General features: G+C 71.1%; 22 protein-coding genes. 11 read left to right on the top strand and 11 right to left on the bottom strand.

The features are described 5' to 3' along the window. Window positions 1-71 precede the first annotated feature (71 nt). From ACQPYA_RS19575 to ACQPYA_RS19590, 4 genes are read right to left on the bottom strand one after another with little or no spacing between them, the layout of a single operon-like run. Complete coding sequence (locus ACQPYA_RS19575) at window positions 72-1,076, bottom strand: NAD-dependent epimerase/dehydratase family protein (RefSeq protein ID WP_433528547.1); 1,005 nt, start codon at window positions 1,074-1,076, stop codon at window positions 72-74. Further along, the gene (locus ACQPYA_RS19580; protein ID WP_433528548.1) at window positions 1,073-1,816 is read right to left on the bottom strand and encodes a class I SAM-dependent DNA methyltransferase; all 744 of its coding nucleotides are present in this window, start codon (window positions 1,814-1,816) and stop codon (window positions 1,073-1,075) included. Before ACQPYA_RS19580 ends, ACQPYA_RS19575 begins: the two co-directional genes overlap by 4 nt. 13 nt (window positions 1,817-1,829) lie before the next feature. Then, window positions 1,830-3,062: a methyltransferase domain-containing protein gene (locus tag ACQPYA_RS19585; protein ID WP_433528549.1), complete on the bottom strand. Its 1,233-nt coding sequence runs from the start codon at window positions 3,060-3,062 to the stop codon at window positions 1,830-1,832. Then, window positions 3,059-3,919, bottom strand: coding sequence for an SAM-dependent methyltransferase (locus ACQPYA_RS19590; protein ID WP_433528550.1), 861 nt, complete (start codon window positions 3,917-3,919; stop codon window positions 3,059-3,061). The genes ACQPYA_RS19585 and ACQPYA_RS19590 overlap by 4 nt, the downstream gene beginning before the upstream one ends. 204 nt (window positions 3,920-4,123) lie before the next feature. Between ACQPYA_RS19590 and ACQPYA_RS19595 the strand changes: the two genes are divergently transcribed. The 3 genes from ACQPYA_RS19595 to ACQPYA_RS19605 all read left to right on the top strand — a co-directional run bounded on the left by ACQPYA_RS19595 (window position 4,124) and on the right by ACQPYA_RS19605 (window position 6,673). Then, window positions 4,124-5,134 carry an ATP-binding cassette domain-containing protein gene (locus tag ACQPYA_RS19595; RefSeq protein WP_433533537.1) on the top strand — a complete coding sequence of 337 codons (1,011 nt, stop codon included), beginning with the start codon at window positions 4,124-4,126 and terminating at the stop codon, window positions 5,132-5,134. A gap of 156 nt (window positions 5,135-5,290) precedes the next feature. After that, the gene (locus ACQPYA_RS19600; RefSeq protein WP_433528551.1) at window positions 5,291-6,115 is read left to right on the top strand and encodes an ABC transporter permease; all 825 of its coding nucleotides are present in this window, start codon (window positions 5,291-5,293) and stop codon (window positions 6,113-6,115) included. Window positions 6,116-6,211: 96 nt separating this feature from the next. Further along, entirely contained in the window at window positions 6,212-6,673 is a 462-nt protein-coding gene (locus ACQPYA_RS19605; RefSeq protein WP_433528552.1) for an SRPBCC family protein, read from the top strand. Between the two features lie 52 nt (window positions 6,674-6,725). Here ACQPYA_RS19605 and ACQPYA_RS19610 read toward each other — a convergent pair whose 3' ends face one another. Next, the gene (locus tag ACQPYA_RS19610; RefSeq protein ID WP_433528553.1) at window positions 6,726-8,144 is read right to left on the bottom strand and encodes an NDP-hexose 2,3-dehydratase family protein; all 1,419 of its coding nucleotides are present in this window, start codon (window positions 8,142-8,144) and stop codon (window positions 6,726-6,728) included. A 153-nt stretch (window positions 8,145-8,297) separates the two neighbouring features. Here ACQPYA_RS19610 and ACQPYA_RS19615 point away from each other — a divergent pair, with 153 nt between their 5' ends. Together ACQPYA_RS19615 and ACQPYA_RS19620 are read left to right on the top strand one after the other, a co-directional pair. Next, the gene (locus ACQPYA_RS19615) at window positions 8,298-9,020 is read left to right on the top strand and encodes a DUF899 family protein (RefSeq protein ID WP_433528554.1); all 723 of its coding nucleotides are present in this window, start codon (window positions 8,298-8,300) and stop codon (window positions 9,018-9,020) included. 141 nt (window positions 9,021-9,161) lie between these two features. Beyond that, window positions 9,162-10,979: a hypothetical protein gene (locus ACQPYA_RS19620; protein WP_433528555.1), complete on the top strand. Its 1,818-nt coding sequence runs from the start codon at window positions 9,162-9,164 to the stop codon at window positions 10,977-10,979. 54 nt (window positions 10,980-11,033) lie between these two features. Here ACQPYA_RS19620 and ACQPYA_RS19625 read toward each other — a convergent pair whose 3' ends face one another. After that, window positions 11,034-11,723 (bottom strand): hypothetical protein, encoded by a 690-nt coding sequence (locus tag ACQPYA_RS19625; protein WP_433528556.1) that lies wholly within the window; start codon window positions 11,721-11,723, stop codon window positions 11,034-11,036. A 480-nt stretch (window positions 11,724-12,203) separates the two neighbouring features. Here ACQPYA_RS19625 and ACQPYA_RS19630 point away from each other — a divergent pair, with 480 nt between their 5' ends. Further along, entirely contained in the window at window positions 12,204-13,394 is a 1,191-nt protein-coding gene (locus ACQPYA_RS19630; protein ID WP_433528557.1) for a low temperature requirement protein A, read from the top strand. 166 nt (window positions 13,395-13,560) lie between these two features. On the opposite strand, the gene ACQPYA_RS19635 is transcribed toward ACQPYA_RS19630, so the two are convergent. Beyond that, window positions 13,561-14,232, bottom strand: coding sequence for a TetR/AcrR family transcriptional regulator (locus ACQPYA_RS19635; protein WP_433528558.1), 672 nt, complete (start codon window positions 14,230-14,232; stop codon window positions 13,561-13,563). An 86-nt stretch (window positions 14,233-14,318) separates the two neighbouring features. On the opposite strand from ACQPYA_RS19635, the gene ACQPYA_RS19640 reads away from it, so the two are divergent. Continuing rightward, window positions 14,319-15,161, top strand: a complete 843-nt coding sequence (locus tag ACQPYA_RS19640) for an SDR family oxidoreductase (protein WP_433528559.1) — start codon at window positions 14,319-14,321, stop codon at window positions 15,159-15,161. Window positions 15,162-15,333: 172 nt separating this feature from the next. On the opposite strand, the gene ACQPYA_RS19645 is transcribed toward ACQPYA_RS19640, so the two are convergent. After that, complete coding sequence (locus ACQPYA_RS19645; RefSeq protein WP_433528560.1) at window positions 15,334-15,954, bottom strand: hypothetical protein; 621 nt, start codon at window positions 15,952-15,954, stop codon at window positions 15,334-15,336. A 522-nt stretch (window positions 15,955-16,476) separates the two neighbouring features. After that, window positions 16,477-16,833, bottom strand: coding sequence for a cupin-like domain-containing protein (locus ACQPYA_RS19650; RefSeq protein WP_433528561.1), 357 nt, complete (start codon window positions 16,831-16,833; stop codon window positions 16,477-16,479). On the opposite strand from ACQPYA_RS19650, the gene ACQPYA_RS19655 reads away from it, so the two are divergent. The 3 genes from ACQPYA_RS19655 to ACQPYA_RS19665 all read left to right on the top strand — a co-directional run bounded on the left by ACQPYA_RS19655 (window position 16,819) and on the right by ACQPYA_RS19665 (window position 18,140). Next, window positions 16,819-17,175 (top strand): hypothetical protein, encoded by a 357-nt coding sequence (locus ACQPYA_RS19655; RefSeq protein WP_433528562.1) that lies wholly within the window; start codon window positions 16,819-16,821, stop codon window positions 17,173-17,175. The two genes, ACQPYA_RS19650 and ACQPYA_RS19655, sit on opposite strands and share 15 nt — an antisense overlap. A gap of 100 nt (window positions 17,176-17,275) precedes the next feature. Continuing rightward, window positions 17,276-17,428 carry a hypothetical protein gene (locus ACQPYA_RS19660; RefSeq protein WP_433528563.1) on the top strand — a complete coding sequence of 51 codons (153 nt, stop codon included), beginning with the start codon at window positions 17,276-17,278 and terminating at the stop codon, window positions 17,426-17,428. Between the two features lie 115 nt (window positions 17,429-17,543). Next, window positions 17,544-18,140, top strand: coding sequence for a cyclophilin-like fold protein (locus ACQPYA_RS19665; protein ID WP_433528564.1), 597 nt, complete (start codon window positions 17,544-17,546; stop codon window positions 18,138-18,140). Window positions 18,141-18,301: 161 nt separating this feature from the next. On the opposite strand, the gene ACQPYA_RS19670 is transcribed toward ACQPYA_RS19665, so the two are convergent. After that, window positions 18,302-19,903 (bottom strand): hypothetical protein, encoded by a 1,602-nt coding sequence (locus ACQPYA_RS19670; RefSeq protein WP_433528565.1) that lies wholly within the window; start codon window positions 19,901-19,903, stop codon window positions 18,302-18,304. A gap of 13 nt (window positions 19,904-19,916) precedes the next feature. Beyond that, window positions 19,917-21,494, bottom strand: a complete 1,578-nt coding sequence (locus ACQPYA_RS19675; RefSeq protein WP_433528566.1) for a hypothetical protein — start codon at window positions 21,492-21,494, stop codon at window positions 19,917-19,919. A 135-nt stretch (window positions 21,495-21,629) separates the two neighbouring features. Between ACQPYA_RS19675 and ACQPYA_RS19680 the strand changes: the two genes are divergently transcribed. Continuing rightward, window positions 21,630-23,732: a BTAD domain-containing putative transcriptional regulator gene (locus tag ACQPYA_RS19680; protein ID WP_433528567.1), complete on the top strand. Its 2,103-nt coding sequence runs from the start codon at window positions 21,630-21,632 to the stop codon at window positions 23,730-23,732. Window positions 23,733-23,735 lie beyond the last annotated feature (3 nt).

Consider the following 23,735-nt stretch of genomic DNA (forward strand, 5'->3'; position numbering starts at 1 on the left):
ACCGCCGAACAGGTGGCGCCCGGTCGCGCCACCTGCCGATTCGTCGCACGCCGCACGGTCGGCGCCCGGCGCTACGACGCCCGGGGCGGGTGCCGGGATTCCCCCGCCACCATCGGCTCCCCGAGCCCGGCGACCGGGTGCCGGCGCAGTTCGTCGTGCCAGAAGTCGGTGACCGCCCGGTGCAGGTCGCGCCGTGGCCGCCAGCCGAGCGCCGCCGCGGCCGGCGCCGGGTCGACACACGACCATTCCGTCGCGGCCCGCCAGTCGGGCGGTTCGGCCCGCTCCACCACCGTCGCGGGCACCCCGCTGACCTCCACCAGGAGCCGTACCAGCGCCCGCACCGGCACCGCCTCGCCCCGGCCGATGTCGAGCACCCGGCCGGTCACCGGGCGTCCGGCGGCGGCCAGCACGGCCGCGGCGGCGTCCCGGACGTCGACGAAGTCGCGCCGGGCCACCAGCGGGGCGAGCGTCACCTGCGCCGCGACACCGGTCCGCGCGGCCGGCACCAGCGCGCCCGCGACCCGGCCCAGCAGGCTGGTCGCGGGCAGCCCCGGACCGACCGCGTTCACCAGCCGCAGCACCACGGCGTCGACGTGGCCGCTGTCGGCCGCCGCCAGCACCGCGCGGGTCGCGGCGAGCTTCGCCCGGCCATAGGGGGTGTTGGGCGAGGGCGTACGGTGCGGATCGGCGGGGCCGCCCGGCCGCTGCGGGCCGAGCTCCAGCACCGAGCCGAGGTGGACCAGCCGCGGCCGGCAGTCGGCGCGGCGCAACGCGGCGAGCAGCAGGCCGCTGAGCCGGGTGCAGCGCTCGGCCATCCGGTCGGGGGCCAGCCCCCAGCTGCTGCCGGTGGCGTCCACGACGCTGGCCGGTCCCTCGGTGTCCAGCAGCCGGGCCAGCGTCTCCGGGTCGGTGCCGCCGAGGTCCAGCGCGGTGAACCGGTGCCGGCGCCGGCCGGTCGGGGCGCGACGGGCCACGGTCAGCACGTCGTGACCGGTGTCGGCGAAGGCGTCCGCGACGTGCCGGCCGACGAATCCGGTGCCGCCCAGCACGACCACCCGCGTCCGGCCGCCGGTCACGCCGCACCCGCCGCACCCGCCGGCCGGGCGACCCACAGACCCCAGCGGAACGGCGGCGCCGCCACATGCGCGGCGGTGAGCCCGGCCCGGCCGAACGCGGCGGCGAAGTGTTCCGGCCGGAACAGCGTCAGGTCGGTCGTCCCGGTGTCGTGCCGGATGCCCGCCGCCGGGTCCGCATCCGCCTGGTGCACGGTCATCCGGATCCGGTCGCGCGCGCCGTCGAGCCACGTCGAGTGGGACAGCCGGACCACCACCCGGTCCCGCTCCTGGACCATGTCGCGGGCCACGTAGCCGGGAACGAACGCCTCCGGCGGGTACCAGGGCTCCACCGCCAGCACGCCGCGCGAGGTCAGATGGGCGGCCAGCCGCGCCACCGCCCGGTCCAGCTCCACCGTGCAGCGCAGGTGCGGTACCGCGAAGAGGCAGACGACCGCGTCGAAGGCGGCGGCCAGGTCCAGTTCACGCATGTCGCCCACGTGTAGTGCCACGCCCGGCACCCGGGTGGCCGCGCGGGCCAGCATCTGCGCCGACAGGTCCACCCCGGTCACCGCGGCGAAGTGGGACCGCAGGTGTTCCAGATGCAGCCCGGTGCCACAGGCCACGTCGAGCAGCGAGGCGGCGGTGGGGTTCCGGTGCCGGACCAGCCGGGCGAGCGCGGCGGCCTCGGCCGGGTGATCGCGGCCCCGGTGCCGCATCACCAGATCGTAGACCTCGGGATAGCCGGCGCGATAGACGCTCACAGCGCCAGCGCCCTCACCGTACGCGCACCGTGGGCACGTAGTGGATCCACCGGCCACCGGCGGCCCGGAACCCGGTCTCCTTCGCCATGATCTCGTCGGCGTGGTTCCAGGCGAAGAGCAGGGCGTAGTCCGGGTACGGGTCGGCGAAGGCCGCGGGTGGGCGGACCGGGATGTGCGCGCCGGGGGTCAGCCGACCCTGCTTGGCCGGGGTGGTGTCGCAGACGTACGAGACCAGTTCCGGTCCGAGCCCGCAGTAGTTGGTGATCGTGGCGCTCTTCGCGGTGGCCCCGTAGGCGGCGACCGTGCGGCCCTCCTCCTTCAGCGAGCGCAGCAACGTGCCCAGTTCCTCCCGGGTACGCGCGACGGCGGCGGCGAACCGGCGCAACGCCTCCGTCCCGGTCACCCCGCGCTCCTGCTCCTGACGCAGGAGCGCGGCGACGGCCGGGGACGGGGCGCGCCGCCCGGTGTGGGCGAGGGTGTAGCGCACCTCGCCGCCGTGCACCGGCAGCCGGCGCACGTCGACCAGTTCCAGCCCGAAGCGGGCGGCGGCGGCCCGCACCGAGTGGGCGGTGAAGTAGTAGAAGTGCTCGTCGTAGATCTGGTCGAAGGCGGTCTTGGCGAGGATGTCGTCCAGGTACGGGTCCTCGAAGACGAAGACGCCGTCGGGGGCGAGCAGCAGCCGTGCTCCGCGCAGCACCGAGTCGAGGTAGGGCAGGTGGCAGACCGTGTTGGCGGCGTAGATGACATCCGCCGGCCCATCGGTGGCGAGCACCTCGGCCGCGGTCTCCTCCTCGAAGAAGTCGGTGCTCACCCGTACGCCCTGCTGCCGGGCGAGTTCGGCGACCCCGGCGGACGGTTCGAAGCCGAGGTGCCGCACCCCCGCGTTCGCCACGGTCCGCAGCATCACCCCGTCGTTGCAGCCCAGCTCGACGCAGAACGCGCCGGGCCCGGCCAGCTCGGTGGCGAGCAGCTCCCGTGCGGTGGCGGTGAAGTGGGCCCGCATCACCGTCGACAGCGATGAGCGGTACGGGTAGTCGTGGTGGAACATCCGCTCGCGGGGCACCTCCTCGACGAGCTGCACCATCGTGCAGTCGGCGCACCGGCCCAGCGCGAGGCGGTAGAAGAACTCGCCGGCGAGTTCGCTGGGGCGCGGGAACGCGTCGGAGAGGGGTTGCCGACCGAGGTCGAGCAGCTCGGTCACCGGGCCGCCGCAGATCCGGCATCCGCGGACCGCGCAGACGGTCATCGGCCTGCTCCCTCCGGCTGACCGTGCGCCGCCGGTGCGGCCTTGTGGGCGACGATGATGACGCAGCCGACCTTGGTACGCAGGACGTCGAGCACGGCCGGCATCTCGGTGAGGAAGGCGTCGATCTTCTCGGCCCCGTACGCGGCGGCGAGCGTCTCGCGCCGCTGCCGCACCCGCTCGTGGTACGCGGGGAAGGATCGGCTGATCTTGTCACCGCAGCTGAGGAACTCGTCGACGGCGAACCCCGCGTCGCGGAGCAGGTCGAACGCGGCCATCGGCGGGCCGGGCGGGGCGAGGGTGAAGTCGGTGAGGATCTGCCGGTCCCGGTCGGTGAGCGGGGCGTCCTCGGCGAGGTCGGTGAGCACCACCCGGCCACCCGGCTTGAGCACCCGGCGGATCTCGGCGAGCCACTGCCGGCGGTCCTGGGCGTGCACCAGGGACTCGAAGGCGAGCACCTTGTCGAAGGAGGCGTCCGGGTAGCTCAGTGCGGCGGCGTCGCCCAGCTCGAAGCGGACCTGGCCGCGCAGCCCGGCCTCGTTGACGCGCTCCCGGGCCCGCTTGAGGTGTTCGGTGCTGTTGGTGATGCCGGTGATGTCGGCGTCGCTGCGCTGGCCGAGACGGATCGCCGGTTCGCCGGCGCCGCACCCGACGTCCAGCAGCCGCTCTCCGGGGCGCAGCGCCAGCCGGTCGCCCACGATGTCGGTGAACCGGTTGATGGCCTCCAGGAAGGGCGTGCGGTCGTCGTCATCCTCCCACCACCCGAAGTGGATGTTCCCACCGAGCACCTCGACGGCCCAGGCGCCGTCGTCGTAGATCTCCGCCACCTCGTCGACCTCGACCAACTCGCGTGTGGACACGTCCACTCCTCGCTCCCGGCGACAATTCTCTGCTTGAGAATGGTATAGCTATCACCGGACGGGTGTCCATGCGAGAGGCGCGCCCCAGGACAGGTGTCCACATCGGACGTAGGATCATCGCCGCGGCGGCGGGAAGGGGCGACGCGCGGGCCCGGGAGGCGTGACCGGAGCAAAACGTCCTGCTACTATATGTTTGTGAACGCAATGTCGCGTACGGCTGGCTTGTCCACGCCGCAGATCGACACTCCCGCCATCGACGTCACCCGGTTACGCAAATCCTACGGCGAGGTGCGTGCCGTCGACGGGGTCGACCTACGGGTGTCGGCCGAGAGCGTCTACGGAGTGCTCGGCCCCAACGGCGCCGGCAAGACCACGATCATCCGCACACTCGCCACGCTCATCCCGCCCGACAGCGGCGAGGTCCGCGTCCTCGGCCACGACGTGCTGCGCGAGGCCGGGGCGATCCGCGACCGCATCGGGCTGACCGGGCAGTACTCATCCGTCGACGACGAGCTCTCCGGCCGGGACAATCTCGTCCTGCTCGCCCGGCTGCGGGGCTTCTCCTGGGGCGGGGCGCGCCGCCGCGCCGAGGAACTGCTCACCACGTTCGGCCTCGACGAGGCCGCCTCCCGGCTGGTGCGGACGTACTCCGGCGGCATGCGCCGGCGGCTGGACATCGCCAGCAGCATGATCGTGACGCCCGACCTGATGTTCCTCGACGAGCCGACGACCGGGCTCGACCCGCACAGCCGCAACCAGGTGTGGGAACTCGTCCGGGGCATGGTCGCCGAGGGTGCCACGGTCCTGCTCACCACGCAGTACCTCGACGAGGCAGACCAGCTCGCCGACCGGATCGCGGTCATCGACCACGGCCGGGTCATCGCCGAGGGCACCCCGGCGGAGCTGAAGCGGTCGGTGGGTTCGAGTGTGCTGCGGGTGCGGCTGCGCGCCGCCGAGCAGCGGGAGAGGGCCGAACGGATGCTGGCCGAGGCCCTGGGCACCTCGGTGCACAGCGGAGCCGATCGGGTGGAGCTCTCCGCGCAGGTCGCGGCGGAGGAGGAGGCCACCCGGGCGCTGGCCGCCCTCACCAACGCCGGCATCGGGCTGGCCGAGTACGCCTTCGGCCACGCCACGTTGGATCAGGTGTTCCTCGCCCTCACCGGGCATCCCGCGGACGGCGCGCGGTCCGGGGCCGAGACCGAGGAGGCGGCGTGAGCGAGCGTCAGCGAGCGAACCAGCAGCACGGTGCGGAAAACGCTCAGGCCGACGCCGAGCGAAGCGAGGTGACGGCGTGAGCGAGCGCCAGCGAGCGAACCAGCAGCACGGTGCGGGAAACGCTCAGGCCGACGCCGAGCGGAGCGAGGTGGCGGCGTGAGCAGCGTGGTGCAGGCCGGTGCCGGCCGGGGGGTGTCATCGCTCGCCGCGGCGCGGCCCCGGCGTCCCGGCGCGCTTTCGTCCACCCTGACCTTCGCCTGGCGGGCCGTGCAGAAGGTACGCCGTGACCCGACGCAGATCCTTGAGGCGCTCGGCGTGCCGATCATGTTCACGCTGGTCTTCGGTTTCCTGTTCGGTGGCGCGCTGTCCGGCTCGACCTCCAGCTACATGCAGTTCTACATTCCCGGCATCGTGGTGTTCACCGGGATCATGATCAGCATGCGGGTCGGCGCGGTGGTCAACCTGGACACCTCCCGGGAGGTGACCGACCGCTTCCGCGCGCTGGCCATCTGGCGTCCCGCCGCGATCGTCGGCACCCTGCTCGGCAACAACGTGCTCTACATCGTCGGCTGCGCGGTCGCCGTGGCGGTCGGTCTCGCGGTCGGCTTCCGGCCGCAGGGCGGCGTGCTCGGCGTCCTCGCCACCATCCTGATCACGCTGGTCTTCGTCTTCTCCTTCTCCTGGGTGTACGTGGTCTTCGGGCTCGCCCTGAAGTCCCCGACCGCCGCGCTCAGCGCCTGCCAGGCGATCGTCTTCCCGGTCTCGTTCGTCAGCAACTTCTTCGTGCCGCAGGAGACGCTGCCGGGCTGGCTACAGGCCGTGGTCAACCTGAACCCGTTCGCGCTGACCATCACCGCCGCCCGTGGCCTGGCCCACGGCACGGCGACCGCCGGGGAGGTCGGCGCGGCGCTGGTCGGCTGCGCGGCGCTGGTGGCGATCTTCGCGCCGCTCGCGATGTTCCTGTACCGGCGACGGGCCTGACCCGCGTCCGGAGGCCGGCGCCCACGACCACCACCTCTGTACGTAATGCCCGACGACACGAGAAGGGAACACGGCTACCCCGTGGACAGTGACCGTTTGACCCAACCACCTGCCATCACCGCGCAGATGCTCATCCGCAAACCCGTCGCCGAGGTCTTCCAGGCGTTCACGGACCCGGCGGTGACCACGAAGTTCTGGTTCACCAAGAGCAGCGGTCGACTCGAATCCGGCGCCACCGTCACCTGGGACTGGGAGATGTACGGCGTCTCCACCGTCGTGACCGTCAAGGACGTACAGGAGAACAGCCGCATCCTGGCCGAGTGGGACCCGGACTGCCCCACCCAACTCGAATGGCGGTTCCTAGCCGGCGAGGGCGACACCACCCTGGTCCGGATCACCGAGACCGGCTTCACCGGCACCGCCGACCAGGCCGTGACGAAGGCGATCGACTCGATGGGCGGGTTCACCATGGTGCTCTGCGCCTGCAAGGCGCTGCTGGAACAGGGTGTGCTGCTCAACGCCGTCGCAGACGCCCACCCGACCGGCTTCGACGACTGACACCTTCGCGGCGGGGTGGACCGGGCCGCTCCCGGTCCACCCCGCCGTCGGCTCAGTTGGCGTCCAGCAGGCCGCGCAGGCAGGCGATCAGGCTGCGGGCCGAGACGTTCACGTAATTGCTGTGCCGGAGCAGCTCCGAGAGCTGGTGCAGGCTCACCCAGCGGTACTGGCCGGTCTCCAGGTCGACGTCGTCGGTCTCCACGATCAGGTAGCTGCTGCGGGCCCGATAGAGCCGGCCGCCCTCCTCCGAGAGGATCGCACGGAACCTGACCCGCTCCGGCGGCGCGTCGAGCACCTGGTCCAGGAAGGGCGGACGCGCCGCGGCGGGCAGGTAGGCGAGCGTGGCCGGCGTGCACTGGACCGTCGGCGCCAGCTCCACCACGTCGACGAAGCCGGCTTCGACCCTGGCATGCGCCAGCACGTGCAGCACGCCGTCGATCCGGGTGGCCAGGAACGCCACCACCCCCTGGCCGCACGGCCGCAGCATCGGCTGCGACCAACTCGCCACCTCGCGCCCCTCGGCGTCGACGTCGACGCCGATGACCTCGAAGAAGAGGCCGCTGTCGTGACGTAGCGACACCTCGCCGAGATGCCACGCCGCCTGCCCGCGCAGCGCCGTCCGGTCGGCGCCCACCTCGGTACGGCTACGCGCGTCGCTGATCCAGTGCAGCAGCTCGGCGGTGGTGTGCCGGCCGCCCCACCCGGGCTGGCAGGAGCGGTGCAGCGCGGCCGTGAAGGCGTCCCGGCCGGGGAGAGCCGCCCGGGCCGTCAACTCCGCCGGCAGGCAGGAGAGCACCGTACGGATGTCCATGTTGACCAGGTCGTCGTGGCGAAGGAGCCGGTGCAGCTGGGCGATGGTGAGCCAGCGGAAGCCGGGCGGCGGCACGATGTCCTCGTCGGTGAGGACCACCATGTTGCGGTTGCGCTTGCGCAGGAACCAGGATCCGTGCTCGGACTGGCGGACGTCCACCAGCACCCGGCGTGGGTCCGGGTTCCGGAAGTGGTGCAGGAACGGCACCGGCCGGCCGCCGTGCACGCCGGTCCAGTTGCTCCGGGTGGCCTGGACGGTCGGCGCGAACTGGTGGCCCTCCTGGTTGCCGGGCTCCGCCTTGGCCTGCACCAGCACCCGCAGGGTGTCGCCGTCGTGGCGGGCGAGCAGGCCAAGGATGCCCACCTCCGGCTGGTGCAGCACCGGCTGGTCCCAGCGGGGCACGGCCGCGCCGGGCATGTCGACGGAGAGCCCCTCCACCCGGAAGAACCGGCCGCTCTGGTGGGCCAGCACCCCGGTTTCGGCGTCCTGCCGCCAGCCGCGCAGGCCGGCCAGGGGCACCACGTCCACCCGCATCCCGGCCTGTCGGCGCCAGTCGGCCAGCCACTCGTGGACGTCGGCGTCGGGGTCGCCGGCCGCGGTGGCGTGCCGGTCCGCGCGGCCCTGCTGCGGCATCCATGATGGCGAGGTCGTCTTCGTCATGCGGGCCTCCTTCATCGATGCGAACCCACACCGACAGCGCTTTACTTCTATATTCTATAGCGATCTGCGGCTCGGCTGGCAGGTTCCGCGGGTGCCCGGCAGCCCGCGCCGAGCCTGCGGCCCCGGGGGCGCGAGGAGGGGAAGGCGAGGAGCATGGACGAGACGACAGGACCGCCGCCGCTGCCGATGTGGCCGGCCGGCGCCGACTCCAGCTACGTGACGGCGCGGCAGCGCCTGGCCGAGGCGGAACGCCGCCTGCGCGACGAGGTCGAACGGGTCGCCGCCGCGCGGCGGCAACTACCCCTGGGCGCACCGGTGGCCGACCACGCGCTCACCGAGGGGCCGGCCGATCTGACCACGGCCGGCCCGCTGCGCGCCACCCGGCTCTCCGCGCTCTTCGGCGCGCACCGCACCCTCGTCGTCTACCACCTGATGTTCCATCCGGACGCGGACGCCGCCTGCCCGATGTGCTCGCTCTGGGTGGACGGGTTCCACGGCGTGGTCCACCACCTCCGGCAACACACGGCCTTCGCCGTGGTCGCAAAGGCGCCGGCGACGAAGCTGCGCGCCTGGGGCGCCCGGCGCGGCTGGGACGGGCTGCGGCTGCTCTCCAGCTATGAGACCAGCTTCAACGCCGACCTGCGGGCGGAGCACCCGAACGGCGACCAGCGGCCGATGATCAGCGTGTTGGTCCGCACCGGCGGCGTCCGGCACTTCTACAGCCAACCGGCCAACTTCGTCGACGGGGCCGAGCGCGGCATCGACCTGCTCTCTCCGGTATGGAACGTGCTCGACCTGCTCCCCGACGGACGCGGGGACTGGTACGCCGGCAACACCTACCCACGGCCGACCGGCCCAACCGATCGACCCATGTGATCCGCCGTGGACGCCGCCTAGTCTCGTCACTGTTCGCCGACGCACCGCGGGCCGCCGCGCTGCGGCCGCTGCTCACCCCGGCACCCGGTCCGCATTGGAAAGGCGAGCGATCCGGCGTCGTCTGCGCCAGAGGAGAGGCGAGTGCCCGACCCCACCGCGACACCGCGCCACGCCGAGCGTCGCCGGGGCGTACCCCCTCCGCCCGGACGGCTCGCCGGCGCGGCCCTCGCCGGGGTGGCGGTCACGCTGCTGGCCTCGACGCCGGCCCGAGCCGAGGACGGCACCGGCGGCGCGCCGGCCGCCACCGCATTCCTCGGCCTGCTCGCCCTCGCCGCGACGACCACCGCCGCAGGTCTGGTGCTGCTCCGGCCACTCGACACCCCCGGCGCGCGGGTCGCGCGCTGGCTCACCGCCACCGCGGTCACCGCCACCGCCGCGCACCTGCTCCGCCTCGGCCTGGGAGGCGACGCCCCCGCCGCCGCGACGCTCGCGCTCGCGGCGGCCAGCCTTGCCCTGCTCCGGTACGCCGGGCGGCCCGCCGTCGGCGTGCCACTGGCGCTGATGGTGACCGCCGGCGCCGGCCTGCTGGCGCTGCCCGCGCAGACCGTCGCGGGGACCCTGGCCGCCGCCGGACACGGGGTGGCCGCCGCGCTGCTGCTGGGCGGGATCGCCACGGTGCTCAGCACCGACGCGAGCCGGCGATGGCGCGTCGCCCGCCGGTCGGCCCCCTGGGCGCTCGCCGCCGTCACCGCCGAGGCGGCAGCCGGGGCCGTCCGTCTCGGCCGCGACCACGCCGCCCTCGGCCTGGCGGGACCTTCCTGGGGCGGACCGATGCGCTGGATCTGCCTGGCGATCGCGCTCGCCGGGGCCGGCGGCCTGGTCACCGGCCTGCGTCGCCGGTGGCGTCCGGACCGGACCCTGCTGCCCGGGCAGGTGATCGTGCTGCCCGCGGTCGTCATCGTCGTCGTCGCCACCGCGGTCGCTCTTCCCGCGTCGCCCGGACAACCCGGCGCGCCCCTGCTGGTCACCCTGGACACCGGTGGCCGGGGAATCCCGCTGGTGGTGGTGCCGCAACGACCCGGCTGGAACCTCGTGCACGTCGGTGCCGAGGGGATCTCCGTCGGACTGCGGGCGGACCGTCTCTCCCCCGCCGGCCGGCGGCCCGGAGCCGCGAGCGGCTGGTCCCTCGTCCACCTCCCGCCCGGACCCAGCCGGCTGCACGTCGCGTACGGGGGACGGGCGGCCGTCGTCCGGCTGGACGCCGGACAGGCAGATGGCGCCGGCCCCGACCTGCGCGGTCCGGACGGGCCGGAATGTGTCAGCGCGGCCCTCGGCGCGCTTCTCCGTGGCAGCTCACCGCCGCCACCGCGCTGCCCGGCGGAGGCCCTCACCCCCAGCGACCGCGAAGACCTCGACGCCACGGTCGCCTTCCTCGCGCCCCGGGCCGAGGGCGCCGTCAGCGTCGTCGGGGATTCCTCGGCGCGCTCCGTCGCGGCGGTCGCCACCGTCACCGCTGCCGCGCAGCGGGCCGGCTTGCGGGTCGTACCCGCCGGGACCGGGCGGCACCCGACGCTGGTGGTCACCGGCTGGGCCGCGGCGGAGGCGGCAATCCGCGACGCCACGCGGGGGCCGAGCGCGGCGCTCGGCACCTACCTGGCCCCCTGGCTGCTCACCGCTGAGGTGCTGCGGCCCGCCACCGGGCAGATGCTCGTGCTCCGGTTCGACCCGCGGGAGGAGGGGGCGTCCCGCTACATCACGGAACTGGCACGCCGCTTCCCCGGCGAGCCCGCCACCGTCTCCGGCTACCTGGCCTGGCACGGGGGCCCTCCCGCCGGGCCACCGCGGATGTATGCCGCCGCCGCGGTCTCGCTACCCGGTCCCGTGGCGCACGGCGGGCACAGCCGGTCCGGGTTCCTGCCCGGGGGTACGGTGACCGCGGTGACCGGTCCACTCAACTGACCCGGTAAGGGAGCGTGCCGTCGGGCAGCCGGCAGCGCGGCGGCGCCGCGACGGTCAGCGTCCAGCTTCGATCCGCGGATTTCCGCTAGCGATGCCGGGGTAGGCAAAGGCGGTACGCGGTGAGTAGAAGGCCCACGCGATATCGAGAGGGTTGGCGGGGCGAAGTGCGTAAATCGGGTGCTCCGGTTCGAGAAACTCCACCGACTCGATCTCGAATGGCGCCACCAACTCGGCCATGTACGTGTAAACGATGCTCGTCGTGTGCCCGTCGCGTCGGACGAAATGCTGATGATGCCCGCTTTGCATTGCGCGGGGAGTGTTTCCGATTCGGCAGCTTGTGCGGATTACCGGGACGCCGTCAAGTCGGGTTTCCGTAACGAGCTTGTCGTGTTGTTCATGGATAGCGGTTCGACCGGGCATTGCGGGGATGCCGCGGGCTCGCGCGTGGCCGAGTAGCCGGCGGCTGGAGATGAGGCAGTGCGTTCCCCAGCCGCTTTGGCTGACGCCTCCGACGTTGTCGGTCTCGGTGAGCGCGATGCCAAGGAAGGTCAGGTCGTATGCGCCGAAGCCCGGGCTTTGGACCTCGTCGTCTACCACTTGTTGGCTGAAAATAACCCGCCGGTCGGAACGCGGATTCAGGCTGGCCGGAACAGACGCGACGGCGACGTCCGGGTCGGCCGGCAGCCACCCGATGCAGAGCATGCGGCTGTCTATGACAAGTTGGGGCGCGGCAGAGTCTAACATGACCCTCTCCTTCGACTGCTGTAACGCGACGTTACAGCGAGTCTTGTGAGCAGGACAAGACTCCAGACGATATCCGGACCTTGCGGAGTCTCCACATGAACCGGAACACTTCATAATTCCGGAGTCACGTTTCATGCCTGCCACCCGCCTTGGCTGCCAGGTAGGTGCCGGACCAACGCGCGTCAAGCCACTCTCGTCGAAACTCGCTGACCATTTCGGACGATTGTCGGCGATGGTGCAACCGATTTCGTCATGGCCGTCAGCATGCTTCGTGCGCGATACCGGCCGCTTGGGAGTCGGTCGGAAATGCGGGCCTGCTGCACCGGGCCGGGCGGACCAGGCCACGGCTCAACCGAGCCGAGGAGATAAACCCGCGGGAGGGGTCCGCAACAGGAGCGGCCCTGCTTCGTTGAGCGTTGTGATTATCGACGCTGCAGGGTGGAGGGGTCATTTCGAATGAATGATCCACGTGCGGCCCGGTTGTTGCGGATCGAGTCCGGCCCCCAACGGGCGACGTCCCTGGAGCTCTTCCTCGACCTGGTCTTCGTCTTCGCCCTCACCCGGGTCTCCCAACGCCTGGTCACCGATCTCGCCACGGAACAGCGAACCCTCCTACTCGATGCCAGCCAGACCCTGCTGCTGTTTCTTGCCCTCTGGCTGATCTGGATCACGAATGCCTATCTGACCAGCCGGCTCAACCCGGAGGCACGGGTGGTGGTGTTCGTCATGGTGCTGACCATGGTCGGCAGCATGGTGATGGCTGTTGCGCTGCCACAGGGGTTCGGCGAGCGGGCACTGGTCTTCGCTGGCGCGTACGTCGCGGTTCAGGTTGGCCGGGTCTTGGCGTTACTCGCGGCGGCACGGGGTGAACCCGACCCGGCGAACCCCGCAGCACTGCCGCGGGTCCTCATGTGGTCCGGGCTCACCGCGGTGCTCTGGCTTGCCGGTGGAGTCGTTGACTTGCCGCCGGCCCGCGGCGTCCTCTGGAGCACCGCGTTGATCCTGGACTATGCAGGCCTGACGCTCGGCTGGCCGGTGCCCGGACTCGGTCGCTCTCGGCATCTCGGTCGAAGTATTGCCGGAGAGCACCTGGCGGAGCGGTACCAGCAGTTCCTGTTGATCGCGCTCGGCGAGACGATCCTCACGATCGGATTCACGCTGAGCGGGGAACCCGGCTTCACCCGCGACCGCACGGCTGGGTTCGCGCTGGCGATGATTACGACCGTCCAGTTCTGGCGGATCTACTTCTTCCGGGCCGGACACGTGCTGCCGCTCGCCATCACCAGCGCACGGGAGCCGGTTCGTCTTGGCGTCGCCGCGTCGTTCACTCATTTGACCATGGTCGCCGGCATCCTCGTGACCGGAGTCGGGTACGAGCTATACATCGACCATCCGCTCGGGCATGCCACGCCGGCCTGGATCTTCACTATCCTCGGCGGGCCCGCCCTGTTCCTCCTTGGGCGGGCCGGCTTCGAGTTCCAGGTGTTCAGCCGGGTCTCCTGGTCGTGGCTGAGTGGTCTACTCGCCCTTGGCGTGTTCGTCCCGGCGATGCTGAACATGCCGCCGCTGGCTGCGGGTGGCGCGTCCGCCGTCGTGCTGCTCGGGGTTGTTGTCCTCGCCGAGCGCCCCTCTCGCAGCCGGGCGCCGGAAGCTCCAGCCCCACCAATCTGAGGCGGCGGAGTCGATGCCAGCCCGTGCGGGCCGGACGGATCGGTGTTCGGGGCGCCGCAGGCCGCCAGAACACGGTGCTGGACGCCGTGCCGTAATCGCAACGCCGGCGGCGACAGGGGCATCGGAGGGTTCCGTGACTCCGACGGAGAGTGACGGTCCGCCTCGGTTAGCTGACGTCAGCCCGTCCGGACGTGGAGCCTGCGGGGTGACCGGCCGTGCTGTTGCTGGCTGCACGTGATGGGGTTCGGCCGGATTCGGCCCGGCGGGTCGCTCCGTGTAGTACGAGGCGCACGAGTTCGTCGGCGTCGTGTGGGAGCGGTTCACTCTGGCGCCGGAGGACGCGGTAGAGCAAGGACCCGATGAGCACGCTCGCGATCATGGCCAGCGGCGCGTCCGGGGACAGCTGTCCAGCCGCACGGGCGTGTTCAAGCCGCTGGCGCACCAGTCGTTCGTGCGGACCAGTGAAGTGCGTATGAAGCGTGTCGGCGATGGACTGGTCCTCGGTGGTGGCGGCGGTGAGCCCGAGGATGAGGCTCGTGCCCTCCCGGCTGCTCAGGTGGGCAATCCAGGAACGCAGCCAATCGAGCAGGTCCGCTGCGATGTCGCCGGTGTCGGGGAGCGGCGTGAGCGGGGGTGCGAGGCCGCCATCGAGTGCGGCTTCGGCGACGACCGCGCTCTTCGACCGCCACCACCGGTAGACGGTCTGCTTACCCACACCCGCGCGTGCTGCTATTGCCTCGATCGTGAGCTGGTCGTAGCCGCGTTCGAGAAGCAGAGAACGCGCCGCGTCGAGGATGGCGAGCCGTGACGCCTCACTTCGCCTTCGTCCCCTGGTCATCGCATCGAGTCTAGTTGCTCCAGGGAAGGCGTAGGCTAGAATTCCGAGACGCTGCGTCTCGGTTTTGTGGCTAGGAAGGTGTGCGCGTGCCGAACGAAGTACTGGTGGTCATTGGTGCGGGGGGTATGGGCGTCGCCGCGAGCCGTCGCGTCGGCGCGGGCAAGACCGTGCTCCTCGGTGAGTACGACGAGACCACGCTGAACGCCGCGGCGCTGGCCCTCCGTGACGAGGGACAGCAGGTGCATGCCCAGGTCGTGGACATTTCCTCGCGGGAGTCGGTGCGCGCGCTCGCGCGAATGGCAGCAGACCTCGGACCAGTGCGGCAGGTGATCCACACGGCCGGACTCTCGCCCGCTCAGGCATCAGTCGAGTCGATCCTCAGGGTCGACCTGCTCGGCACGGCGTTCATCCTCGACGAGTTCGCCCAGGTCATCACCATGGGTGGCGCCGGGGTGGTCATCTCGAGCATGTCCGGGCACCTTGTCGCGCCGCCGTCGTACGAGGTCGAGCGGCAACTGGCGCTCACGCCCGCCGACGAGTTGCTCGCCCTGCCCGCAGCCGACGCGGCGGCGTTCGCGACCGCCGGCCACGCGTATTCGTTTTCCAAACGGGCGAACCAACTTCGGGTGCGCGCGGCGAGCGCCGGGTGGGGTGCGAGGGGGGCCCGGATCAATTCGATCAGCCCCGGTGTGATCTCTACGAAGATGGGTCAACAGGAACTGGCCAGCCCGGCTGGCGCCGGGATGCGCGCGATGGTCGAGGCCTCCGGCGCGGGCCGGCTCGGCTCGCCCGACGACATCGCCGCCGCAGCCGAGTTCCTGCTGTCCGACGGAGCCTCGTTCATCACCGGCACGGATCTTCTCGTCGATGGTGGCGTCGTCGCGGCGGTCTCGACCGGCCGAATTGATCTATCCAACCTCCGAGGTTAAGAGTTGAGCAAGCGCGACCCGGTCTGATCGGATCGGCGAGCCCCGCCACGGTGAACAACCGAACCAGGGTTCGTCCGCCCAACCCTGATTGCCACTCCTCGGACAGGCACGCCAGCAGAAGACTCGTTTGTCCTCGGCACCTGCCCGACTCAAGGAGTCGAACAGCGGCGTGCTAGTAGCTGCATGCCTCGACTCGGATGAACGGCGCATGGTTCGGGTAGTTGGCGGTGCCGTCGACGACCGTGTTGCCGTCGAAAATGATCGTCGCCGTCGCGGCGGCCGGCCGCTGGATGAGCCAGTTTCCATGCCCATCGTCCTCGGTCACGGCCGGTCCGGTCGCGGTCCAATTGGCGTTGACCGAGACGGTGTGTAGCCCGCCCCTGTTGTCCCGCACGTTTTCGTATGTGCCGCTGACGCTCACGAACGCGAGATCCCGGTCGAACTGCGTCGTCGGCAACTGGGTCTGCTGCCCCGCGCCCCAGCTGAAGGTGCCGTCCGGGCATTGACCCCGGAACGTGACCGAAATGGGCGGATTGGGGTCAGGCGTCGTGGCCTCGTCGAAGAAGTTTTGCGACTGCACGATCAGGAGGCCGTTGGAGGCGGCGGAGCCATCCGGGCACTGGAACGGGGTCGACCAGCGGGCGGTGGCAAGCTGCTCTATCGTGACAACCGAGGCGGAGGCGACAGACGGCACGGCAAGCACCGCCAGGGCGGCAATCAGGGGGACGAAATACCTGGACAGCCGCGAGGGTCGGTGGACGGACAGGCTTCGTGGCAATCGCAGACCACGCATGACGACTCCATTTCCGTGGATCGATCAGCTGGACTTGGGCCAGTCTTCAGAATCTTGGCCGCAAAGGGAATTCTGTCAAGTGAGGCCGGCCCGTTTTTCCGGAGTTCGGGGATTGCTGTCATTAGCCTGGCGACTTATGGGTGGTAGCTGCTTGCCGACTGGTCGTTGGCGGAGCTGTTTGTGGAGGCATCTGCGGCGGGCTTCACCGCCCGGGGGATCGGACTATTGACGTCCGCAATAGTGAAGGTTGTTCGGGTCCAGTTTGCGGTGTGTTCTCGGGTGTTCCAAAGGGCCTGGTGCCAGCAGCCGCCCGGTGAGCCGACCTCGACGCCGTCGGCCGGGCGCGCCGGGCCGCTGAGGGCGGGTGGACGGTTCGGCCGCCTGCGACGCGGGTGCTGGATCATTGACGCGGCCAACCAGGCAAGGTCAACGGCCACCTCCTGATGCCATGCCGCCAGGCCCGGGGCTGGTGGCTGGCAGCCCGCAACGACGCACCGTCGTCGCTGACGGAGGCGCGGGACGTCAAGCCAAGTTCTTGGGCCCACCGGCTGCGGGTGGGGTTGCCATCCGGTGGTTCTGCCCGGGCACCCGGAAGCGGTGGAAGGTGACCGTGGCGCTGAGGTCGAGTGCGTGCACCCAGTGCCACCAGCCGACTGGGATGAGCAGCATCTGGCCGGGTTCGAGGATGGTCTCCAGCACGGTGGCCTCGGCGTAGCGGGGATGCCGGTCGAGGTCCGGCCGGGCCGCGTCCACCGCGCTGAAGGTTCCGCCCCGCGGATAGACCAGGTGACGTTGGTACGACGGGACCAGTCGTACGTGCTTGCGGCCGAGCACCTGGCAGAGCAGGACCGTGCTGTTGTCGACATGCAGCGGTGTCACCGTGCCGGCGGGGCCGAGCAGCAGGTGCCCGCCACCAGCGGGGTCGACGAGGTGGCGCGGTGGCTGGCCATCCGCGCCACCCGACCCGGCGGCCACGTCGGCTACGTCGGCGTCACCCACGACGTCGCGCTGCCCGGCATGGACCTGTTCTTCTCCCACGTGCACCTGCACGGCGGGCCCGCCCCGGTGCGCCACTTCCTGCCCGACCTGATCGACCTGATCACCGACCGGCAGATCGATCCGGGCCAGGTCTTCGACCTCGACCTCCCGCTCGACCAGGCGGCGGAGGGCTACCGGGCGATGGACGAGCGCCGCGCCATCAAGGTCCTGCTACACCCCTGACCAGCTGCCGAGCAGGAGAAGCCGGCCCGTGCGTGGACTGCCTCCCGGGGGGCCGTGGTGGAACGTAACACCCCGGCAGCCTGACGGCAGGAGACACGCCATGCGGATGAGCACCCTCGCGGGCCGCACCCTCACCACACTCGCGGCTACGGCAGCGGTGCTGTTCAGCGACCCGTTCGCACCGCATGAGCGCGAACCGACCGAACCGCTGGACCAGTCCAGCACCTCGGCTGCCGCTTCCGGACCGGAGTGAGGCGGCCAGAAGGCGACCTCCGCAACGGCGACGACCGGGTGCTGCGCTTCCCAGCCCGGTAAACCAGCCGGGCCACCTTTTCCACCCGGTCGAAGTCGGAGAAAACAAGGTTGAGTTGAATGACAAGACTGTCCACGGCCTGAACCGCCGAATTGATCGCAGGGAGCTTCCTCGTATGCGAAAGGGGAATGTCGCGGTGGCAGCGCTCGTTCTGACGCTTATCCTTGCCGCGTGCGGTGCGCCTTCCACCGGCGAGGCCATCCCCCCTGCCGTACCGTCCACGCCGGGTGCCTCGTCCGCACCCCGCAGCACGACCAGCACCGCGCCGCCCAACACAGGTCAGGACGTGGTGGGGACAATCGTCCGATTCACGGCCGGCACGGAATCGGTGGACGTGACCATCGGTGCAGACAGTCCCGCCACCCGTGACTTCCTGAGCATGCTGCCACTCACCCTCACGCTGAAGGAGTTCAACGGCCGCGAAAAGATCGCCGATCTTCCGCGCGCCCTGGCGTACGAGGGATCGCCAGGATCAAATCCCGAAGACGGCGACCTCATCTACTTCATCCCGTGGGGCAACATCGGCTTCTACTACAACACCAACGGTATCGGGTACTCCGATCAGACCCTCCACCTGGGAACCTACAACGCCACCGTCGAGGAACTCGCACGCCTCGAAGGCCACCAGGCGACCGTCGAGATCGTGCGCTGAACGACCGGACCCGCTGTGGGTGTACGCGGAACACAAAGTGGCGACGCGGGTCAGGGCCATCCAACCAGCCGGTCGGGGCCACCGTGGCGGGTCCGGCAGGGCTCGGGAGACCGTGGCGGCACCGCCCCTGGTGCGAGGTGCCGCCGCGGGTGGGACGGTGATCAGGTCAGGTTGCCGCCCATGGAGTACCAGTCGGACCAGCCGACGCCCGGGGTGTAGGCCCGCGACCAGGTGACGCCGGCGGCGCCGCGGCCGTAGACCTCTATCTGTTTGCCGTACTGGGTAGTGTCGTATTCGACCGCGATCGGGTCGCCGGCGATGGTGCCGCCCAGGTTCTGCCAGCCGGTCCAACTCTTGCCGGGCTGGTAGACGTTCTGATAGGTCGCGCCGTTGGTGCCCCGGCCGAACACCTGCATCTGCACGCCGTACTGGACGGCCGAGACCTGGCCGGTGATGTTGCCGCCCATCGAGTACCAGGCGCCCCAGCCGCTGCCCGGGGTGTAGACCCGCGACCAGATTGCGCCGCTGGAGGCGCGGCCGTAGAGGCCGAGCTGCTTGCCGTACTGGGTGGTGTTGTATTCGACCGCGACGGGGTCACCGGCGAGGTTCCCGCCGAGGTTGGTCCAGCCGGTCCAGCTCTTGCCGGGGGTGTAGACGTTGCCGTACGTGCCGCCGTCGGCGCCACGGCCGAACACCTGCAGCTGCGTGCCGTACTGCACCAGGGAGACCCGGCCGGTGATGTTGCCGCCGAGGGAGTACCAGGCGCCCCAGCCGCCGGTCGGGGAGTAGACGCGCGTCCACACCTGGCCGTTCGCGGCGCGGCCGTAGATCTGCAGCTGGGTGCCGTACTGGTCGGTGTCGTAGACGATGACGGCCGGGTCGCCGGCCAGGTTGCCGCCGAGATTGTTCCAGCCGGTCCAGCTCTTACCGGGCGTGTAGACCTTCTGGTAGACACCGCCGTCCGGGCCACGGCCGAACACCTGCAGCTGGTTGCCGTACTGGACGGCCGTCGGCGAACCGGTGATGTTGCCGGCCAGATCCTGCCAGCCGGTCCAGCTCTTGCCTGGGGTATAGACGTTGCCGTAGGTGCGGCCGTTCGCGGCGCGTCCGTACACCTGCATCTGCACGCCGTACTGCACCAGCGGGGAGCCCTGCAGTGCGGCCTCCGGCGCCGACTCGGACACCCCACCGACCGGGGAGGCGTACCCGGAGATCTTGGCGAGGCCCTGCGACATCGTCTCCTGCTGGACGGCGTCGGTGTTGCCGTCTGCCGGGTGGTAGGTGTTGCCGGAGATCATCGTGACGTTGGAGCCGGACACGGCGACGACCAGTCCGACGTGGCTGGCGTAGCTGAAGTCGGAGCTCAGGTTGAACACGATCGCGTCGCCTGGTTTCGGGTTCCCGGTGTGCCAGGTGCCGTACCTGCGGCCGTACTGGGCGAAGCTCGCCGCCGCGCCATTGAGGTCGCCGGTGTGTTCGACCTTGGCCTGTCCCCAGACCCAGCGGGCGAAGTCGGCGCACCACTCCTGGCTGCTCCAGCCGTTCGAGCACGGTGAGCCGGCCTTGAGGGCGCCGGAGTAGAAGTTGCAGTTGTAGCCGCCCTTCTCGTGGTTGTGCGCGGGGTCGTTGAGTTCCTCGTGTGCGATGGCGACGATCTTGTTGCTGGCGCCGGCAGGCGCCGCCGGGGCCGGGGCCGGGCCGAGGGTGACGAGGGTGGCGGCGACCGCGATGGCGGCCACGGCGAACCGTCTGATAGTGATCATGTGCGTCCTGTCCTTAGAGGGTGAGGTTGCCGCCGAGGGAGTACCAGTCACTCCAGCCCTGCTTCGGCGTGTAGACGCGCGACCAGGTGACGCCGGCGGCGCCGCGACCGTAGATCTCCAGTTGCTTGCCGTACTGGGCGGTGTCGTACTCGACGGCGACCGGATCACCGGCGATGGTGCCGCCCAGGTTCTGCCAGCCGGTCCAGCTCTTGCCGGGCGTGTAGACGTTCTGGTAGGTCGCGCCGTTGGTGCCGCGGCCGAACACCTGTAGCTGCGTGCCGTACTGCACCAGCGACACCGCGCCGGTCACGTTGCCGCCGAGGGAGTACCAGCCGCCCCAGCCGCTTTTCGGCCCGTACACCCGCGACCAGACGGCGCCGCCGGAGGTCCGGCCGAAGATCTGCAGCTGGTTGCCGTAGTCGGCGGTGTTGTAGAGAACCGCCACCGGGTCGCCGGCGATGTTCCCGCCGAGGTTGGTCCAGCCGGTCCAGCTCTTGCCGGGGGTGTAGACGTTGCCGTACGTGCCGCCGTCGGCGCCACGGCCGAACACCTGCAGCTGCGTGCCGTACTGCACCAGCGACACCGCGCCGGTCACGTTGCCGCCGAGGGAGTACCAGCCGCCCCAGCCGCTTTTCGGCGCGTACACCCGCGACCAGACCTGCCCGTTCGCGGCGCGGCCGTAGATCTGCAGCTGCGTGCCGTACTGCTCGGTGTCGTAGACGATGACGGCCGGGTCGCCGGCCAGGTTGCCGCCGAGGTTGGTCCAGCCCGACCAGCCTGTGCCGGGTGTGTACACCCGCTGATATGTGGCGCCGTCCGGTCCGCGGCCGAACACCTGCAACTGGCTGCCGTATTCGACCGCGGTCGGTCGCCCGGTCAGGTTGCCGCCCAGGTCCTGCCAGCCCGTCCAGCTCTTTCCAGGCGTGTAGACGTTGCCGTACGCGTGGCCGTTGGCGGCCCGTCCGTACACCTGCATCTGGATGCCGTACTGCACGGTGGGTGAGCTCTGCAGAGAGACAGCGGGTGTCTCGCCGGTGCCACCGGTCGTCCACAGGAAGGTGACGGTCACCCACCCGTTGTCACGCAGGCCGATGCCGTAGAACGTGCCGTCGGCCAAATCGATGCCGGCAGGGTTCGGCACCGTTCGCCCGAACTCGTCCCGGCCGCCGTTGTAGCCGCTCTGGTATGCGGCCTGCGCCTCCGGACGTCCCTGCGGGAGATCCTTGAACATCTCCCGGTTCGCATCCCAGTAGTTGTCCTTTGTGTTGTGCGGGCCGACATCCCACACCGGGGCGGTCTCGCAGGACGACGGGCCGCAGACCTTGACGGACTTGGCCGTGCTGCCGGCCGGGGAAAGCGCGGACCGCGACGGCAGCGCCACGAAGTGGTCGTTGGGCTTGATGACGTGCCCGTTGGCGGTCGTGCCGCCGACGAGCCCTTCCCGGGTGGCGAAGACCCGGTAGGTCAGCGGCGTCGACACGGCCGCCGCCCTGACATCCGTATCGGGCACGGCGGGCGCGGCGGTGGCGGGCATCCCGTGCAGGGTCCCGGCCAGCAGCGCCGCCGCAGCCGCCAGCAATGTTCGGCGCATAGTGGTTCTCCTCGCTCGGATCGATCGCGGCAAGTATCGAAGCGAGGCTGTTTCAGCCGCTGGACGTCAGCTGTACGCGTTCCCGTACCGCCGGGACGCTGTGGTGGGCGGCCGGGTCGGTCGTATCGTCTGGCCGTGACGAGTGAGTGGTCGCTGTCCGGGCCGGACGGGTTGGTGCGCACCCGGCGCCGGCAGCTCGGCCTGACCCAGCGTGAGCTCGCCGGCCGGGCCGGGGTAAGCATCGGCATGCTGCGCGACCTGGAACAGGGCCGCACCACGCGGGCGCATCGGCGGCTGACCGAGCGGCTGACCGCCACGCTGCGGCTCGATCCGGTCCCGTACGGAATCCCGGCGGGTGACGGGGCGGCCACCGACCGGGCCGGCTTACGGCTGCGCGTGCTCGGTCCGCTCGCTCTCTGGCGCGACGGTGTCGCACTCCCCAGTGGACAACCGGCGCAGCGGGCGGTGCTGGGTCTGCTGGCCTTGAACCCGGATGTGGACATGCACCGCGACGACCTGATCGACATGGTCTGGGGCCAGGGGCCGCCGGCTGCCGCGGTCAACGTCGTGCAGTCCTACATCGCGCGGCTACGCCGGCTCCTCGACCCTGGCCGGTCCCCGTTCGATCCGGACGGCGTGCTCGTCTCCACCGGCCGCCGCTACCGCCTGCGGCTCGGCCCCGACCGGCTGGACTGGGCCCGGTTCACCGAGCTGACCCGGCAGGCGGGCGTGTTGTTCGCGGCCGGCGACGCCGCTGGGGCGGCTCGACTGTTCGGCTGGGCGCTGGCCCTGTGGCCGGACGGTGACGCGCTGTCCGATGTGGCCCGGCTACGGGGCGGGCCGGCGCTGATCCGGGCGACCCGGGCGTGGTCGGCCGCAGTCACCGCATTCGGCGACGCCGCGGTGGCGGCGGGGCGGGCGCGGGAGGCTGTGCCCTACCTGTGGCGGCTGACCGAGCAGGATCCGCTCAACCAGCGCGCGCACGCCGGCCTGATGCGGGCCCTCGCGGCCGACGGGCAGCAGGCGGCCGCGCTGCGGGTCTTCGCGGAGGTTCGGGCCCGGCTGAACCAGCGGCTCGGGCTGCGCGCCGACGCCGACCTGGTCGAGGCGCAGCTCGCCGTCCTACGCCAGCAAACTCCGGCAGGTGTACGGCTGGCCGAACTGGCGCCGCTGTGTCAGCTTCCGGCGCGGGTGCCCGGGTTTGTGGGCCGCGACGAGGATCTGCGCAGGCTCGACGAGCACCTCGACGCGGCGCTGGCCCGCCGCATGGCGACCGTCGTGGCCGTCGACGGCGCCGCCGGCATCGGCAAGACCGCACTGGCGGTGCGCTGGGCGCACTCGGTGGCGTCACGCTTCCCGGACGGCCAGCTCTTCCTGGATCTCCGTGGGCATGACCCGGTCGTGCCGCCGCTGGGCACCGGCGAGGCGGTGGGCAGCCTGCTGGAGACGATGCGGGTACCGGCCGGCCGCATTCCCGCATTTCCGGCGGCCCGGATCGCGCTGTACCGCAGCCTTCTGGCCGGCCGCCGCGTGCTGATCCTGCTGGACGACGCCTGGGACTGCGATCAGGTCCGGCCGCTGCTGCCTGAGGGTCCGGGCTGCCTGATCGTGGTGACGGGCCGGCGGCGGCTGACCGCGCTGGGAGGTGACGAGGGCGTCCAGCGGCTGACCCTCGGTCCGTTCGCCCCGGCTGACGCCCGGCGGCTGCTGGTGGCCAGGCTGGGCGAGGAGCGGGTGACGGCCGAGCCGGCGGCGGTCTGCGATCTCATCGCCCTGTGCGCCGGGCTGCCGTTGGCGCTGGGTCTCGCCGCGGCCCGCATCGCCGCCCGCCCGGAATTTCCCGTCGCGTCGCTGACCGGCCGGTTGCGTGACGCCCAGACGCGCCTCGACGCGTTGTCCGGCGAGGACCCGGGCACCGACCTGCGGGCGCTGCTGTGGAGTTCGTACCGGCGGCTGAACCCGTCCGCGGCGCGGCTGTTCCGGCTGCTCGGGCCCGGTCCGGCCCGGGAGGTGACGCCGGCAGTGGCCGCCGAGCTGTGCGGGCTGCCTCGTCCGGCGGCCGGACGGGCGCTGGCGGAACTGGCCGCCGTGCATCTGCTCGGCGTGCGGGCGCCCGGCCGGTACGGCATGCACGTGCTGGTCCGCGCCTACGCTGCCGAGCTGGCCCGGCGGCCGGGGCCGACCGTTGCGGGCGGTGAAGCCCAGCCAACTCTTGTCGAGATCAACTCCGATGCGTAAGGT

This window comes from Micromonospora sp. CA-263727 (assembly GCF_050942455.1).
Taxonomy (GTDB): Bacteria; Actinomycetota; Actinomycetes; order Mycobacteriales; family Micromonosporaceae; genus Micromonospora.

What these genes read in the sequence shown, in the direction of transcription:
- ACQPYA_RS19585 (WP_433528549.1), bottom strand. Translation starts at nt 3,062, where the DNA reads ATGACCGTCTGCGCGGTCCGCGGATGCCGGATCTGCGGCGGCCCGGTG.
- ACQPYA_RS19595 (WP_433533537.1), top strand. Translation starts at nt 4,124, where the DNA reads ATGTCGCGTACGGCTGGCTTGTCCACGCCGCAGATCGACACTCCCGCC.
- ACQPYA_RS19610 (WP_433528553.1), bottom strand. Translation starts at nt 8,144, where the DNA reads ATGACGAAGACGACCTCGCCATCATGGATGCCGCAGCAGGGCCGCGCG.
- ACQPYA_RS19615 (WP_433528554.1), top strand. Translation starts at nt 8,298, where the DNA reads ATGGACGAGACGACAGGACCGCCGCCGCTGCCGATGTGGCCGGCCGGC.
- ACQPYA_RS19625 (WP_433528556.1), bottom strand. Translation starts at nt 11,723, where the DNA reads ATGTTAGACTCTGCCGCGCCCCAACTTGTCATAGACAGCCGCATGCTC.
- ACQPYA_RS19635 (WP_433528558.1), bottom strand. Translation starts at nt 14,232, where the DNA reads ATGACCAGGGGACGAAGGCGAAGTGAGGCGTCACGGCTCGCCATCCTC.
- ACQPYA_RS19645 (WP_433528560.1), bottom strand. Translation starts at nt 15,954, where the DNA reads ATGCGTGGTCTGCGATTGCCACGAAGCCTGTCCGTCCACCGACCCTCG.
- ACQPYA_RS19655 (WP_433528562.1), top strand. Translation starts at nt 16,819, where the DNA reads ATGCAGCGGTGTCACCGTGCCGGCGGGGCCGAGCAGCAGGTGCCCGCC.
- ACQPYA_RS19660 (WP_433528563.1), top strand. Translation starts at nt 17,276, where the DNA reads ATGCGGATGAGCACCCTCGCGGGCCGCACCCTCACCACACTCGCGGCT.
- ACQPYA_RS19670 (WP_433528565.1), bottom strand. Translation starts at nt 19,903, where the DNA reads ATGATCACTATCAGACGGTTCGCCGTGGCCGCCATCGCGGTCGCCGCC.
- ACQPYA_RS19675 (WP_433528566.1), bottom strand. Translation starts at nt 21,494, where the DNA reads ATGCGCCGAACATTGCTGGCGGCTGCGGCGGCGCTGCTGGCCGGGACC.